We start from the raw sequence: 16434 nt of genomic DNA on the forward strand, positions 1-16434 counted from the left end.
AGGATGCGGGAGAATGCATAGGGATAATATCTATCTGTAATTATTTAGAAAAATGGATTTGTTCCGAGACCTATTATGAAATTTTTTCGTTCAAATACTTCTCGGATATGATCGTCTGCAGGGTGCCAGAAGCGGAAGTTAACGTATTTGCTTAGGCGGCCAAATAAAAAAAGTACCTCACCCGGTTGACCCAATCAGCCAAAAATTTATTAATTCAACAAAGCCCTGAACAACCCGCAACGTGAGGTGAAACACGCTCTTAAGCGGCAGTATGGTGGTAATGGCCATATCGGAATAGTGTTGCGGGCGATCTTGTGAGGACTGCATGGTGGTGTCATACCGGACCTAAATAGCGGATCGTCAAGCAAGTATGTGAGTGAATCGCGATGGGGCTGTAACTATAGCGAAATCGGAAAGAAATATTTAGAATGATGGGTAAGACCTCCGCTGAGGATTGACAGGAAAAAATATAAGAATGTTCAGTGCAATCGATAAGCTACTCAAAACTATCCCAGGTCTGACAGGACGTGAAATTGCCAAGCATCTTGATATTGACAAAAAAAAGGTCAACTCCTTTCTGAGTCGAAATAAACATCTATTTCAACAAACCGACGACTTCAAGTGGTATCAGTCAAAAAACAGAGAATTTGAACTTTCTTTTGCTCCTGTATCTTGGATGACCCAAGATCACTTTGAAGACGCACTCAGCGAACGTGGCAATCCTTTTGATGGTACCTATAAATCGGCGATCATTACTTTTCCCAAAGATTGCTCACTGATGATGGTGGCTATTGCCAGGATGCTATCTTTACTTAACCAGCTTTCGTCCAAAAACATCGCGGTCACCATAGATTTATCGAAAAGTAAAAAAACAAGCTCTTTTCTTAACCGTTCTGGTTTTTTTGATCTGCTACATCAGGACATAACAGTCCTTCCATCCAGGCCAGAGCCCGGTAGTTCTGCAGCGGTGAAATACCAAGATAACAGCCATAGCCTTGTTGAATTTGGTGCTATTGAGCTTAATTCAACAGACGCTGAAATCGGCCAACTGATACAAAGATTGGGAAAACGATTCGTTACTGCAGCTTCGAAAGATTACTTTCAGATCATAATGACGGTCTTTAGCGAATTCATTCACAATGTGAAAGAACATAGCGATAGTCGTATTCCCGGGTTTGCAGCTTTGCAGAGTTACAATGGCCAAAGAAAGCACATCCAAACCGTCATTTCAGATAGTGGGGTTGGACTTGTGGCAACGCTGCGCGCAACGCTCAAAGAAAATTATCCTGATTTAGATGCTCAGTTCCCTGTCGGATCACCACATTCGGATGTAGAACTCGTTAAGCACGTTTTCTCTAACGGTAGAATCAGTCGCCATGGTCCTAAGGGTGGTAGAGGTTTAGGTTTTGAGAGTTCCCGAAAACAAGCATCCAAAAACGAAGCGCTACTCATCATCAGACAAACAACTTTCAGCATTGAGCAAAGGTACAAAGATGGGAATCTCCTATCATCAGAGGTCAGGAATGATCTGAGTTTGATAAGCGGTACTCATATTTGTTTCGATTTCTTTATTGACACTTCAGAAGATATCGGATTAATTTAATCAGATGAAACAGAAATCTCTCATCATCAAGCTCATAGATCTTGTCGGGGATTCTTTTGCATTCGGTAACGAAATGGGAAGAAAGGTCTTCGGTAAGCTACAACAGATAGTGGACGATAATCCTCAGGAGAATGTCTTCGGCATATCACTTGAAGGAATTGAAGCCACAGATGCCTCCTTCCCAAGAGAAAGTGTCATTTCACTGGCAAAGTTACTAAGAGAAGACAAAGGGTTTTATCTCACTCGGGTCATGTCTAAAGACCTGCTTGATAACTGGTCATATGCCGCTACAGCAAAGGACCAACCAATTTTTGTTTATGACAACAGTTATAAAATTATTGGCCCAGCCCTGACTGAGGGGACAATGCAGCTCATTGATTTCATCATGAAAAATGAATTCACGACTACAAGCATGGTGGCATCAGAATTTGATATATCTACTCAAAATGCCAGCGGCAAGCTCAAAAAACTTTACCGTCAAGGGCTTATCCTTGGCAAGAAGGAAGTTGCAGAGTCCGGTGGACATGAGTTTGTCTACGTTCCAATAAAATAAATCTGATAAATCTGCTTGCGTTAATCAGAACCTAGAGTTATCTTCCTACTTGTTGGCTTGCCAACTTGCGCTATCTGGTAAATCTAGTTAACTTCACCAGAAATGATATCAATGGATAACCTACGAGACTGAAATCATGATTACCTCCAATACCCAAAGCAGTAAGGAATGTAAAACAATTGAAATTGCTGATAAAAACCTGCATTTCAAACAGTTCATCGTTGATGACAACACACTCACAGGCAACCAAATCTCAGCAGTAGCGGGTTTCAAACCGGATCAACTTCCCGTGATCCTGCAGATCCTGGCAAATGGTGCGCTTGAAAGCATAAGTCCTGGCGAACTTGCCCGCTCTGGTGCTGAGAATAATAAATTTATCGTTGTTGAATCGGACCGGGTCTACTTTTTCACCGTTGATGGCGAACGCCTGGAGTGGCCATGTAATCAGATCACAGGGCATACTATTCGTAAGCTTGGCGATGTGGCTGAAGGAAAAAGGCTTCTGCTTGAAAAAGAAGATGCTGCTGATGCAGAGATTCAGGACCACCAGTTTGTATCCCTTGAACAAGAAGGCATTGAGCGTTTTATTAGCCGAGATCCGATCTGGAAGCTCAATGTCCAAGGCAAGGAGTATGTTTTTAACACCCCAGTGATCAGTGTCAGGGATGCAGTTGTAAAAGCAGGTCTGAATCCTGATCAAGCCTGGTTTATTTTTTTCAAGGTTCAAGGACAGCCAAAGGTAGAGAAAACCATTGATGATCATCTTGACCTAACCACCCCTGGCATTGAAAAACTGCGTTTGACTCCACGCAATGTTGAAAACGGAGAAGCTACAACCACTCTCCGTTACGATTTTGGCCTTCTGGAGACTGATGAAAAATACCTTAATGATATGGAGTACCGCTGGGAAACATGTTTTAGCAATCAATCACGCTGGCTCGTTATTAATGATTACCTTTTGCCTGAAGGGTACAACCAAAAGAGTATCCAGCTAGCCTTGCTCATCCCTGAAGGCTACCCAATTAGCATGCTGGATATGTTCTACGTTTTTCCACCGCTTAAGCTGACAAATGGTTTAGAGATTCCAGCAACACATATCACGGCGGTAGTTGATCAGAATACATTCCAGGGATGGTCCCGCCATCGCCCTTGGGATCCAGCAACTGATACAGTAATTTCTCAACTGGCAATGGCTAATGGTTGTTTGCTTCAGGAGGTAGACCAGTGAACAAATATACTAATCTAGTCTTACCAGAGCATCTTCATCAACAACTTAAGAATCATCTCTTTCCGGGTGATGGTATGGAGGCTGCGGCAATTTTGCTCTGTAATCGTTATGAAGGAAATCGCCTGAAGCTGCTCGCTAAAGACGTCATTACGGTGCCCTATGATGAATGTAAATCACGCCAAAATGATTTTATATCCTGGCCAGGGCTGTACCTTGAAAGCGCGATTGATGCTGCAGAAGCAGCTTCAATGTCCATTCTACTTGTCCACTCACATCCGGGTGGACTCCTGGATTTTTCGCTGCAAGATGATGAAAGTGATGCTATGACAATTCCCTCTCTTTATCAGGGCGTCACAGCGATCCATGGCTCAGCTATCATGGTACCTGATGGTCGGCTACGGGCTCGCATCTATCCTGAAGGGATACACGCGCGAAACGTAGATCTTGTTAGTGTACCAGGCGATAACATTTGTCTCTGGCGAGCTGATGAAAAAGTTACGCAAAATAAAGTTATAGCGTTTACTTCAGGTATGACCGCCTGCTTTAACCATCTCACCGCAGCGATTATTGGGGTCTCCGGTACCGGTTCAATTGTCGCTGAACAGATAACACGGTTGGGATTTGGCAAAATTTTACTCGTCGATGATGACCATATCGAAGAAAAGAACCTGAACAGGATCCTGAATTCAACTTTGGCAGATGCTTCGCTCAATAAATCAAAGGTTGATATGTTTGCCTGCGCAGTAGCCAAGATTCGTGGAGAAGATGTTGCTGTCCCAATCCATAAGTCTGTATTTTCCAGAGAGGCTGTATTGATGGTTGCTGACGCAGACGTTATTTTTTGCTGTGTGGACAGTTACCAAGGGCGAATGGTTGCAGATCTCATTTCCTCGGCATTCCTTATCCCACTTCTAGATGTCGGGGTCAAAATACCAACTCATATTGAACCGGAAGATGGCAGAAAGATCACTGATGTTAGCGGGAGAATTGACTATGTGAAGCCTGGAGGGACAACACTTTTCGATCGTGAAGTATACACATCAGCCCTGCTTCATCAGGAGATGCTCTCGAAAACACAACCAGCGCTTTATCAAGAGCAACAGGCTCAAGGTTACATAACAGGGATTCAGGAAGAAGCACCGTCAGTTATTACTCTCAACATGCGGGCTGCGTCAGCATGCGTTTCAGAGTTTATTGCCAGATGCTTCCCGTTTCGTGAAGACCCTAACGCTTACTTTGCCCGGACTCGTTTCAGCCTTGCGGGAGCAGATGAGGACTATTATAAGGAGGATTCATTTGTTAAAAGAAGTAATGCCCATCTTGCAGAAGCATGCCGAGAACCTCTGCTTGGCTTTCCTGAACTGAGGGCCACAAAATGAGCTTTATGAAAACTCTCTTATCTGCACTAATACGTGGCGCAGAACCATGGCTTCCTGCAAGACAGCTACTCATTATAGAGGGCGATATGTTACCGGCAAAAATACCGCGGCGGACAGTCATTTTAACGAAAGATGGAGATGAGGATTGGAGTGTCGGTTTCAGATGCCCCTGTGGGTGTGGTTCTGTTATTGAACTATTACTTATTAAAGATGCCACACCACACTGGAGTTACATTGTTGATAAAAATAACAGGCCTTCCCTGTATCCTTCGGTCTGGCTGAATACAGGATGTGAATCACATTTTTGGCTGAAAAATGGTCGCATATACTGGGCTTAATTTTGATAAATATTACATTGCCAACTAATTGGCGTTATTAACCTAAAAACTTACATTTTTTAAATTTCATAAAACCCAATGAAGTGATATATTATTTTGTAGCTACCAGTGTTTCTAATTTTTATTTACCTATCGCACACTATGACTGATTACTTTTTAATTAAGTAATCAGTTCTGTTTGTTCTTCTTTTGTCATGTTTGCAATTAGCCGAACCAGCTCAGCGAGCTTTTCTCTTTGTAAAATAAATAGTAAGCGTGACCTGCACTCCATTGACTAATACACCACGATTTACGTAATGCATTCATCAGATGTGAAAACAACTGCGAACTTCCGTTCATCGCTCATATCAGACCTGATGACCACCCAGCCTATCTGCTGCGTGCCAAAAACGGTCATGCACGACCTTTTTCGGGATTGGTGGTAGACAGCGTACCATTCATGTTTTGCTTCTCTCCGACCGCTCTAAGCCCACCGCACATGACCGGGGATGGGTTTTATGAAGCGGTGATTGCAGATCCGGACGGGAATCGGGTTGAGCTGGTGGACTATGACCTCTTGAAAACTGCATGTCGATCGCTGTATCAGGTAGTTTAAGTTTCCCGAGACTGATAATAATATATTAAAATTCACACAGATAAGTTATCAATGCCCAACAAGCATAAGGGAGTATCCGTGGACACAACAGAACATGACGTCAAATTTGCATGGGCTCGTTTTTATGAGGCTTTTGCCAGCGCGTTACTGACCTGGCGGAACCGGAGAGACGAATTAGCCAAAGGCATTCACCTGATTGCCGCAGATGTCGACGGAATGTCCCATCTGCAGGACAAACCCACCAAGGGTGAGGCCTTTCCTTTAAAAGACATTTGTCCGTTTACTACCATGGGCTTGTTCAATCGCAACCTAACCGACACCAATCGCAAAATTATTGCCGCCAGGCTGGCGAATTTGTTGGGCGTGAACGAACCGGTTCCTGACTCATTTGCCGGCATCCCGCTGCTGAATAACCAAAAATCCTGGTTCTTTGGTTATGAAAAATCGCGCGATCCTGATGACATTGAACGCTTGTGGGAGATGTTCTCACAGGCAATGACGTTTGCGGATAACGAGAATACCAACTCCGCAGACTTCACTTCCGCATATGACATCGCTTCTGCAGTGAGGAATGTCGGCTGGAATCTGACCATGGGGCTGTACTGGGCCCGTCCCTGGTTCTACCCCACTTTAGATAGCCAGTCGCAGTATTACATCCAGAAAGTGTTAAACATTGAGATCCTTAAAAACGGAGTAAAAGGTCGCTGCAGTGGGCAAAGCTACCTGAGCATTATGCAGGCGCTTAACAAGGCCTTTACCCAACCCAACTATCCGGTTCATTCCTTCCCGGAACTCTCCCTGTCAGCGTGGCATACCGATCTTAGCCAGTCTAAAGAAGAAGTGGAAAATCGAACGTGGAAAGCCTCTCTACTGAATAAAATTAAGGCGTTATGCCTGAAAAAAGAGAGCCCTTATTTCACTGCTTCGGAGTTGAAAGAAAACTACTTGGACGTATTCAAGGCAGAACGTCCTGAGAGCAAAACGGTTACAAGCTCAATCTCCTTTTATCTGCAGAAATTACGCGATGATGATGAGTTAAAATTCCTTGAGCGCGGAAATTATGAATACCTGAATTTTGAAAAAAACGAATCCCAGACGATAACAGAGGAAACAGTTGAAGAGAGTGCGCCGCCACCAAAACTCACTCACGCGCCTTACGCCATCAGTCATCTGATTCAGGAGGGCTGTTTCCTGGAAAAAGCGAAGATCCAACTCATACTTCAGCGCCTGATCGACAAGAAAAACCTGATCCTACAAGGGCCACCAGGAACAGGGAAAACCTGGCTGGCGCGCCGCCTGGCGTACTGCTTAATGGGAGAACAAGCGCCTGAGCGTATTAGCGCGGTGCAATTTCACCCGAACCTCTCTTACGAAGACTTTATTCGTGGCTGGCGTCCAGGAAAAGAGGGGCGATTAACGCTAATCGATGGACCTTTTGTGAATGCAATCAAAACTGCGATCAATAATCCTGCCGCGAAATATGTGGTGATTATTGAAGAGATTAACCGTGGCAATCCTGCGCAAATATTCGGTGAAACACTCACGTTGATGGAAGCCGATAAACGCACACCGACCGAGGCGCTGGCGCTCTCCTACAGTGAAAATGCTGATGAAAAAATCTACATACCTGAGAATCTGTATATCATCGGCACGATGAATATTGCAGACCGCTCCCTGGCACTACTCGACCTGGCACTGCGTCGCCGTTTTGCATTTATCGATTTAAAGCCAGCGTTTAATGACGCGTGGAAAAACTGGGTAAATCATAAGTTCGCAATTGATTTAGACCTGTTAGCCATCATCGAATCTCGACTGACGGCGCTAAACGAGATGCTGGCAAAAGATGTCACCTTAGGGCCGCAGTTTTGTATCGGTCACAGCTACGTCACCCCAGCCACCGGCCAGCAAATCAACGAAGCTCAGACCTGGTATGAACAGGTCGTCGATACAGAGATCTGCCCTTTGCTAGCCGAATACTGGTTTGATGCCCCGAACAAAGTCGACGAAGCTAGAAAAGTGTTATTAGCAGAATGACGACAATCTCCGGGAGTGAGCAACATAAAGCGTCACGCATTCCCGTGCGAAATCTTTGGCTGCTGATGCTGTACGCTTCAGATCTGTTTCGCCAGTTGGGACGCAGTCATATTGAGGTTGAAGATAACCCGGCAGAAATACCCGACTTGGTGGCGACAATCTTGCTACATGAGATTGCGCTGCGCCGTCATCGCAATTTAAGCATGGGATACCAAACCCGTCATGCGGCCCTGAACCGGGTGAGAGGACGCATTGATGTGCTGTATACGGCCAGTCATCAGTTGATGGAGCGGGGTCGGGTCGCCTGCCATTTTCAGGACATGACCCTCGACAACCCACGAAACCGCTATGTTCGCTGCGCGTTAGAACGTCTGACTCCGATCATAGCGAAGCCGTCGCTGGCAGCAGATTGCCACGCTATGGCATTATCACTTCGCCGTGAGGGAATAAACGGAGGGTATCCTGACAACCGCGAACTGCCCTCGGTGCGGCGTTTTGGACGCCATGATGCCGCTGATAAACCGATGGTCGATGCCGCACAATTAGCTTTTGAACTGCTGATGCCGACCGAAGATCAAGGGCAACATCTTTTGCCCGCGCCCTCAGATAATCTTTACTGGATGAGAAGGCTATTTGAAAAAGGTATTGCGGGCTTTTATCGTGTACACCTCACCAAAACAACCTGGCGGATCTTTGCCGGGAAAGAGCTGAAATGGGCATTGAGCGATCAAAGTGCGGGCAGCGCAGATATTTTTCCGACGATGAAGTCAGACATTATTCTTGAACACAAGATGGCCCAGCAACGCATTATTATCGATACCAAGTTTAATGCGATCCTGACAAAGGGCTGGCATCGAGAACAATCGCTACGCAATAGTTATATTTATCAGTTATATACTTATCTTAGAACACAGGAAAGCAAGGCAGACCCACTTTCGCTCAATGCCGCTGGCCTTCTGCTTCATCCCGCCGTTGGCTATATGCTCAATGAGTATGTTGTCACTCAGGGACATAAGATCCATTTTGCTACGGTAGATATGGCTGTAGATGCCAAAACTATTAAAAAACAATTACTGGAATTAGCCCATGATTGCGCGGGAGTCGCGGCTGAGGGCTTGCCACTTCATAAAGCAGTAGCTGCAATTTAATCTACTATTGCAGCCACGTAGCTGTTACCCGACGGAAGATTAATCATCCGGGACTTCTCCCGATGAGTTCAAGTAGCAGAACAGCAAGTAGCTCTGTCAATGGGTTTTCCAGAGTGATTTTGCCGTGGCGGAACTCTACGCAATAGGAAGAGGCATTCAGCGAGCATGGGGCTGAGCTGATATCTGGTGATACAGATTCAGGCACGATCTCAAAAGGTAACAGTGCCGGGTGAACTATGGTTGCCGGAAGACGCCGTGATATGCGGCCCTCGTTTTGCCACAGACGTAGCCACTTAAAGATGAAGTTGTGTGCAACCCCATTTTCGCGAGCAATCTATGCAACATTGTCGTCGGGCTGAGAGGCTAGTTCAACGATGCGAAGTTTAAAGTCGATGGAATAGACAATGCGGGATTCGGTTCGTCATCCGGCGTATCGTCCATGAATAGATCCCCTTCTAAATTAGACTGAACTTTAAATTAAGGATCCCGGGATCTGAATAACAGGCGGCAGTGGCTCTACGCTTACGTTACTTCAACGGCTCAATACACTGTGATACCAATTTCGCTTCGCTCATTGCTGTCTGTTATACCCGTTTAATAAATGGGCTCAACGAAGATTATTTTGAAAAACCTGCTGAAGACCTTCTGGGTCATTTTCCTGCAGGAGAATTCGGCACTTGTTACGGATACTTTCGAAATTTTCTTGTGAAGTGGCCACACCTACATCCTTTTGTGCTGCGATGTTTGAATTGGGTATTTAGCAGTTCTCACAGCTGTAGCCGGTATAACGTCGGCAATCAAAGCTGCAGGCAGGAAGCACCTGCAGCTAGTATTGTTAACACATCAACAGCAGCACTCTTCTTCTTTTTCAGCACATTCTTCACAAACTCTACAAGAGCAGAAGTCTTCAAGCTTGTTGCACTGGTTACATTTTTTGCAGGTACAGTCAGACTCTTTCTCGTCACAATCCTCACAAATCCCACAGGTACATGCACTCATCATGTGTCCGCACTTTTCACAAATTTTATCCATAATTTTTCTCATCCGCTGAATAAACAAACAATCTCAACATAATACGCGAATATTTTATCATTGCTTCTGCTTTAAAAAAGTGACGGATCAGAAACTTACATTAGTTTCAGTAGGTGGAGATGAGTTATAGCTGTTTTTCTTGGCGTCGACCCAATTTCAAAGCGCTATTGGATTTCTGTAAGAGGACGTTCCAGGATGCCCCAAATTAATCCATCGTAGATAAGTGCCGAACTTTAACATGAGTGAAAGTGAACGAAGAGCGATGGAGATTCAGCGACAAAAAAAGAAAACCCCGGCAGCCTGGTGGCTGTCGGGGTTGGATTGCATATCGAAATGAACGTATCAGTCGTTAGTGCAGTCCGCTAACGTTGGCAGGACCTTTTGTGCATTCTGCACATCAGATTTAAACGTTCCAACTTTCCTGTCATTGACGTAGACCTCGAACTGCGAGGCCTTGCGAATATCCATGATGAAGCCGTACCAGGCGTTATCCCCGTTACGCCAGCCCAGGCTGGACGGAATGGGGTATTGCTGATGGTTCATCACCACCGTGATGTCGGTACCGTCATCATGCGAACTGACCGTTTTGTCTCCCGCGAGGGTAAGAAAAACCGAGTGCTGGTAGATACCGTTCTGGTCCGGATTTTCCGTACAGTTGATGGTAAACATCTTCCCACTGGCGTCCGTCACGCTGTATTCCGCATTGCCCTGGCCGTAACCCTGCTGCCAGAGTCCGGGAACCGCAGAAGCATTAAAGCTCGCGAGCAGTACGCCTGCCAGCACAAACCGGCTGAGTGAATGTGTTTTCATTCCTGTTTCCTTTATCTTTGTTTTTATTCCTGATTATCAGGATTTGACGGTATCAGCAGCCGCCCCATCAGTTTGCCGTCATGGGAGTATTCGAAGTATTTTTCCTTCGTATACGGGTCCGTGATCTCGTGGTATTCCAGTTTGATGTTGTCGGCAATACACAGCGCATTCATCAGCGGCTGCACGGTTTTTTCCTCCATATCCACCAGGTAGTAATAACTGCCGCCCTCGCAACCTTCCGGCGACTGACGGGTACGTAAGACCTGCAGGGTGAGACCTGTGGAGAAGCCAATCTGTGCCCATTCCTCACTGACATCATCCTGGCGGCTGACCACGTCACTGAAGCGCGGAGGCGTGAGGTCCTTGAATTTGCTGATGGCTTTCAGGTCATCACTCCTGTCATCGCAGGCGCTCAGCAACAGGGTGGTGGCAACCAGTGTCAGCAGAGGGAGTGTTTTACGTTTCATTATTTTTTTCCTGAAATCAGACGAACGACTTTGGCAAAGACATAAATCCCCACGAAAATGCCTACCGGAACACCGACGAACGGCGTCAGCGCAACACTGGCAGCACCGGCTGCGCCACCGCCTGTCAGCAGTGCGGCAACGGTGCCAAGTGTCAGGGCCGTGAGGCTGTCAGACACCCCGGTTTTGTTCAGAATGATGACGATGACAACAATGGCGATAATGGCAATAACGGGCATAGGGCTCCTCCCTGTTGCCGGGTTGATAACAAAGCCTGTGCTATTCCGGTGGGTTGTCAGCCGGAACAAACGCAAGCAGTGACTGCTGGATAAAGCGAAAATGGGGCAAGGCCTGAATGAACACCGGTTCTTCAGCCAGGCGGCACAGACTGTCATTACGGCGGAACGTCTCCTGCAGGGGCTGAACCAGATGGATTTCATCCAGGGTGAATACGGCGATATGTCCGCCGTGCTCACCCACCAGGTACCAGGCCTGCTGGTGGATGAGCAACCGACAGGGGGCCAGTCGCTCACAGCGCTGTCCATCCGCAATCAGCATCACCCGCCTGCGCCCGGTAATAGCCTGAATCAACCGCCAGAAAGACAATGAGCCAGACGGTGAAGGGAGCGGACTGGCGGGCGATATCACGCAAGGAGACTCGTCACACATCAGCAGTGCGTTCACCAGGCGTCGGTCAAGGCCAGGGAAAAGCCCGGCCAGCCCGCTCCGGTGGGCAAAGATAAGCACATCTGGCACCATCTGCATCTCACTGCCAGCAGTACGTAAGCGGCAGTAGCCGGACTGATATTCCAGGTCCAGATACATCAGCCGCTCACGAAAATCCCGCCGCAGTGTGCGCACTGACACGCCAAACTCAGCGGCCAGTTTGCGTATGCTCAGCGTTTCCCCCGCCACCAGACGGCTGATTATCAGTGACAGCCTGACAGCCAGCCGGTCATGGCGGCGTTCTGCCTGTATCATGAATGGTTCTCCGTGAAAGTTAACTGACTGAAAATGATGTGAATATTTTAAAGAGGGGTGTGGACAGGGTATGGACACTGCAGAAACTATTTTTCATTTCTGCAAAAGTCAGATGTGGCGGGGGTTACAGGTCATCTTCGAGGGAGTGAGATCTGTCAGTACGTTGCAATGCGGACAGGTGGTGTCCGATATTAACAACATGGCAACAATGGGAATGACTACTGCAGTTGTGTAAGCAATGTTTCCGCCATCACCCACAGTGCCCGGTTAAGCTTCACATCCCCGTCAATGCCACGTACCGCACGGGTGTGCGTCCGCCCGCCTTTAACATTACGGCCACTGAGTCCGCCCTTAATCAGGTTTTCCTGCACGCGCTGATAAGTGGTCCACAGGTCATTGCTCTCATCCTGCCAGCGGCGCGGGGAGAGTATCTGCGATTCGGTCACGGGCTGGTGGTCCTCGCCAAAGCGGTACGTGATAGCGGCTTTTGCCAGTGCCCGCTGCGCGGGAGGCGGCAACAGCAGTGACTGCATGGCATCGCGCTTTTCTTCCACCCGGTCAAAAATCCCCAGCACCTCATATGCCCCTTCAATCACCTGACTCACCACGTCCCCTTTGTGTGGCACCCTTACTTCACCAAACGACTCGCCGCAGACAAGGCCGTTCTGACACACGGCACGAAATAACCCCGGAAGCATCTGATACGAACTGGTGCCATCGTGAGAGTTGAGCAGGATAATTTCCGGCACCTGCTTACCGGTAATCTGTCCCTCCCGACGCAGGCGAAGCATATGCTTTGTATGCTCCCGACGACCTGGGTCACGCACCCGGGTCTGACAGGCAAAGAACGGCTGAAAACCTTCCCGCTGCAGACTGTCCAGCAGAGAGATGGTCGGTATGTACGTGTATCGCTCACTGCGGGATGCGTGTTTATCCTCGCTGAATACGCTGGGCACCACCCGAAACAACTCTTCACGGGTTAACGGACGGTCACGACGGATAAGGTTTGCTGCGCCAAAGCGCGAAGCCAGACGGGTCATAGCTAAACTCCTCATTACTGGAAAAATAGATACAGGAAAACCCTGTCGCTTAAGCGACAGGGCCTGGGGAATAACAGGAAAGGGTTAAATACTCAGAAGAAGAAATCCCAGACGGCGCGGGCCACGGACACCACTGTGGTGCGCACGGCCTGAATGATGGCCCGCACCGGGGCAGGTATCAGGGGAAAGGCGCTGACTGAATCAAGTACTGTACCTATGGTTTCACCAAAATCATTCCGGGCCTGCTCCTGGACTACCGTTGTGCGAAAGGGGCGCTGCAGATGCACTACTACCGGGCTGCTGGCCTCGCGTGGCAGGCACTTAATCATCTGCTCTGCCATCACCCGTACTCCCCACTGCAGACGGACCGATATGGCGCACACCGGATGCACGGGCTGGAACAGTTCGTGCAGCAGGCAGATTTTACGGCTGATATTTTGTTTCTGTTCAGTGGACAATTGACCGCTACTGCTGGTGGGCTCCGCTTTATCTGACTGGCTGATAACAAACAACACTTTATGCCGGTAAGCCTCACCTATCACCTGACGGTAAAAATGCTCATCGACTGCGAGTGCACGGTCATCGGCTTTAATCAGCCACAGTATCAGGTCAAGCTTTGGTAACTGGTGAAGGTAGAGTGCAGCATATTCCACATCGCGTTTTTCGCTTTCACCGACGCCCGGTAAATCCACCAGCATCATGCACCGCTCGCCTACCTGCAGGCGAAAGCGCAAGGGTTCACGTGTGCAGGCTGCCACATCACTAACTGGCGACACATATCCAGCAAACAGGGCATTGCATAGCGATGATTTACCTGCTCCAGTTTTGCCCATGATGCCGATAACCGGCTCGTAGTTTGTGAGCTGACGAATTTGCTGCATGAGTCGCTCTGAAGCCCATTCCGGTAATCCCTTAAGTGAGTCCTGTAAGGGTTGCAGGCCTTCTTGGTTTCTCATGACATCTCCTGAGACAAAGAAAACAAAAATGGCGAATCCTATATGGATTCGCCGTTATGTTGGAACATTCAAGGAGATGATATATATCTAAAATAGCTTTAAATGTTATTCAAGATAATATTATGGTGATACAGATAATACTGCTTCCTTGTCATTATGATCATCAAATTCCATGGGTATGAAATCGATTTCGAGGGATGCTTTATCTGCAAAATATGATGGGAGCTCCGCTTTAATAGCAGGAGCCAGATTTTTAAACTCACCAACTTGCTTTATAAGATTACCCTTACCACTAACCAGCTGACCTTCTGCTGCAATATATGCAGAATTTGCCGTATCAAGTCCTTTCTTGATTTTCTCGAAACTGCCCAAGAATGAATTTAACTTTTTAAACACTGTTTCAGCCTTGTTAGCCAAAGCTGCAGTATGTTTATTCTGGTCCTCGTAGCGCCATAACTGGCGAACGATATTTAAGCTGGTTAGCAATGTTGTCGGAGTGGCAACTAGGACATTCTTTTCAATTGCTTGCTGGAACAACGTCTCATCAGCTTTAAGCGCTTCAACAAAAGCAGACTCGATCGGAACAAACATAAAGACGATTTCAGGAGAGTTAAGACCTGGAAGTTTATAATAATCTCTATCAGCTAACTCTCTGATTCGTCCCCCGATAGCACTCACATGCTCTTTCAGTGCAAGTGAGCGTTCAGCATCATCTTCCGCATTAATATAACGAGTATAGGCATTAAGAGAAACTTTAGCATCAATGATTAAATGCTTACCCTGTGGTAAATAAATTATCGCATCAGGGCGTTGTCGCCCTTCTTCAGTATTGATACTAACTTCGCGTTTATAATCCTTATCCAACAGCAAACCTGAGCGTTCCAGAACATTTTCCAGAATCATTTCTCCCCAGTTACCCTGCAGCTTTTTCTGCCCGCGTAATGCGGTGGATAATTCATGTGCCTCAGTCGTGATTTTTTGATTTAACTCTTTAAGAGACTCCAGCTCCTTACGTAGCTCACCTTGCTGAGTAGTTTCGCGATGATGTATTTCCTGTACTTCTTTTTTAAAGCTATCAATTGATTGCTGGAACGGATTCATCAGTGCGCTTAACGTTGATTTACTACTTTCCTGCAAAGACTTTGTTTTTGTCTCAAGAATCTCGCCGGACAGCACTTTAAATTGCTCAACCAAGCTGGCCTTCTGAGTTTCGAAACTGGCAACTTCTCGGTTATGGCTAGCTTCGCGCTCTTGCTGCGCAGTTTCAAGTTTAGTGTATTGGCTCTGCAATTCCCCATAGTTTCCCTGCAGGGTATCGTATTTATTTGCTGCATTAGAAAGCTGTTCTTTCAATTCTCTTAATTGCTCACGTGTCTCGTTATTGGTGGATTCTACTGCTTTTGTTTTTTTCCCTTCTTCAGCCAGTAATTCTTTTAGGCCATTTGTAGTTGCTCGCTCCTGCTCTAAGCTTTTCTCCATATGGCTAAGGCGTTCACGTAATTCAGTTTCTTGGGATTTGAGCGAACGAATATCAGCTAAGCAAGTTTCACTCTGCATTTCTGCTTCATGTTGCTTCTGTCGATTATCAGTGAGTTGTTGCCCCAACGATATAAGATTACTTTTATACTCGGCTAACTCACTTAATAGACGTTTTTCAGTGCTCAGGGCGCCGTTTAATTTATCCTGAATTTTACTTTCAGAAAGTTCGTATTGATGCAGCGATTTCTGACGGTCATCCAGTAATGAAGTTTGTTCAGAAATTGTTGCATTTGAAACACTAAGAGCCTGTAGATTTTGCTCAATCTGAAGTGATAACTGTGCAACCTTACGCCCTTGTCTGGTAAGAGAAAACAGATAGCCTATTCCACAACAAAGAAGAGCAAGAAAGATAAGAAAAATTAAAGTCCCGAGATTCCATTCAACTGAAAACATCATTACCCCCATACTTTTAATAAATATTACTTATTCATATTGCACAAATATTGATAACTTTCAGGCTTGCGCATCATTGATGCTTGATGAAACATATCAAACAATAATTAATTCTAAATATATTTCAACTAGTTATATTTAGAACAATGAATTTAGTCACAACGTGTTGTACCAAACGAATCCCTCCGGCAGGTAGTCGTCTTCCCTTGAGCATCAGTAATGCGAGTATTCCCGAAACTATCGGTACGAGATACGGAACCATCGCTGCCACGAGTCGTACCAAATGAATCAGTACGATAGCTGGAATTATTGCCGTTACCATCAGTGACTCTTGTCGTACC

Annotated in this window: 14 protein-coding genes and 3 pseudogenes; 8 read left to right on the forward strand and 9 right to left on the reverse strand. The window is 46.5% G+C overall.

Translation table 11 applies throughout. The features are described from left to right. Nucleotides 1-189: 189 nt before the first annotated feature. Nucleotides 190-327, reverse strand: a pseudogene (locus tag I6L74_RS05040) (transposase); the annotation flags it as partial. Nucleotides 328-475: 148 nt separating this feature from the next. Here I6L74_RS05040 and I6L74_RS05045 point away from each other — a divergent pair. From I6L74_RS05045 to mcrC, 8 genes and pseudogenes are all read left to right on the forward strand, one after another. Then, on the forward strand, nucleotides 476-1603 hold the full coding sequence (locus I6L74_RS05045) for a hypothetical protein (protein ID WP_059177459.1): 1128 nt from the start codon (nucleotides 476-478) through the stop codon (nucleotides 1601-1603). A gap of 4 nt (nucleotides 1604-1607) precedes the next feature. Then, nucleotides 1608-2156 carry a MarR family transcriptional regulator gene (locus I6L74_RS05050; protein ID WP_059177458.1) on the forward strand — a complete coding sequence of 183 codons (549 nt, stop codon included), beginning with the start codon at nucleotides 1608-1610 and terminating at the stop codon, nucleotides 2154-2156. A 136-nt stretch (nucleotides 2157-2292) separates the two neighbouring features. Further along, nucleotides 2293-3384 carry a multiubiquitin domain-containing protein gene (locus I6L74_RS05055; protein ID WP_059177457.1) on the forward strand — a complete coding sequence of 364 codons (1092 nt, stop codon included), beginning with the start codon at nucleotides 2293-2295 and terminating at the stop codon, nucleotides 3382-3384. Then, complete coding sequence (locus I6L74_RS05060; protein WP_059177456.1) at nucleotides 3381-4763, forward strand: ThiF family adenylyltransferase; 1383 nt, start codon at nucleotides 3381-3383, stop codon at nucleotides 4761-4763. The genes I6L74_RS05055 and I6L74_RS05060 overlap by 4 nt, the downstream gene beginning before the upstream one ends. Then, entirely contained in the window at nucleotides 4760-5101 is a 342-nt protein-coding gene (locus I6L74_RS05065) for a ubiquitination-like system serine protease family protein (RefSeq protein ID WP_072241721.1), read from the forward strand. The genes I6L74_RS05060 and I6L74_RS05065 overlap by 4 nt, the downstream gene beginning before the upstream one ends. Nucleotides 5102-5564: 463 nt before the next feature. Next, a pseudogene (locus I6L74_RS21365) lies at nucleotides 5565-5696 on the forward strand (hypothetical protein); the annotation flags it as partial. 78 nt (nucleotides 5697-5774) lie between these two features. Continuing rightward, nucleotides 5775-7730, forward strand: a complete 1956-nt coding sequence (locus I6L74_RS05070; RefSeq protein ID WP_059177455.1) for an AAA family ATPase — start codon at nucleotides 5775-5777, stop codon at nucleotides 7728-7730. Next, complete coding sequence (mcrC, locus tag I6L74_RS05075) at nucleotides 7727-8878, forward strand: 5-methylcytosine-specific restriction endonuclease system specificity protein McrC (protein WP_059177454.1); 1152 nt, start codon at nucleotides 7727-7729, stop codon at nucleotides 8876-8878. Before I6L74_RS05070 ends, mcrC begins: the two co-directional genes overlap by 4 nt. A gap of 43 nt (nucleotides 8879-8921) precedes the next feature. Here the strand turns inward: mcrC and I6L74_RS21370 are convergent. The 8 genes and pseudogenes from I6L74_RS21370 to I6L74_RS05110 form a co-directional block, all read right to left on the reverse strand. After that, nucleotides 8922-9284: pseudogene (locus I6L74_RS21370) on the reverse strand (transposase). 968 nt (nucleotides 9285-10252) lie between these two features. Then, the gene (locus tag I6L74_RS05080; RefSeq protein ID WP_059177453.1) at nucleotides 10253-10720 is read right to left on the reverse strand and encodes a YfjT/YkfB family phage-associated protein; all 468 of its coding nucleotides are present in this window, start codon (nucleotides 10718-10720) and stop codon (nucleotides 10253-10255) included. 23 nt (nucleotides 10721-10743) lie between these two features. Then, nucleotides 10744-11187: a YfjS/YafY family lipoprotein gene (locus I6L74_RS05085; protein ID WP_059177452.1), complete on the reverse strand. Its 444-nt coding sequence runs from the start codon at nucleotides 11185-11187 to the stop codon at nucleotides 10744-10746. Next, entirely contained in the window at nucleotides 11187-11423 is a 237-nt protein-coding gene (ypjK, locus tag I6L74_RS05090; RefSeq protein ID WP_042015432.1) for a protein YpjK, read from the reverse strand. The genes I6L74_RS05085 and ypjK overlap by 1 nt, the downstream gene beginning before the upstream one ends. Nucleotides 11424-11463: 40 nt before the next feature. Then, nucleotides 11464-12165 (reverse strand): DeoR family transcriptional regulator, encoded by a 702-nt coding sequence (locus I6L74_RS05095; protein ID WP_059177451.1) that lies wholly within the window; start codon nucleotides 12163-12165, stop codon nucleotides 11464-11466. 218 nt (nucleotides 12166-12383) lie between these two features. Next, complete coding sequence (locus tag I6L74_RS05100; protein ID WP_059177450.1) at nucleotides 12384-13205, reverse strand: DUF932 domain-containing protein; 822 nt, start codon at nucleotides 13203-13205, stop codon at nucleotides 12384-12386. Nucleotides 13206-13297: 92 nt separating this feature from the next. Continuing rightward, a complete protein-coding gene (locus tag I6L74_RS05105) occupies nucleotides 13298-14161 on the reverse strand; it encodes a GTPase family protein (protein WP_059177449.1) in 864 nt (287 codons plus the stop codon). Between the two features lie 120 nt (nucleotides 14162-14281). Further along, complete coding sequence (locus tag I6L74_RS05110) at nucleotides 14282-16096, reverse strand: DNA recombination protein RmuC (protein WP_207761304.1); 1815 nt, start codon at nucleotides 16094-16096, stop codon at nucleotides 14282-14284. Nucleotides 16097-16434 lie beyond the last annotated feature (338 nt).

Source organism: Lelliottia amnigena (assembly GCF_019047465.1).
In the GTDB taxonomy this organism is placed as follows: Bacteria; Pseudomonadota; Gammaproteobacteria; order Enterobacterales; family Enterobacteriaceae; genus Enterobacter; species Enterobacter amnigenus.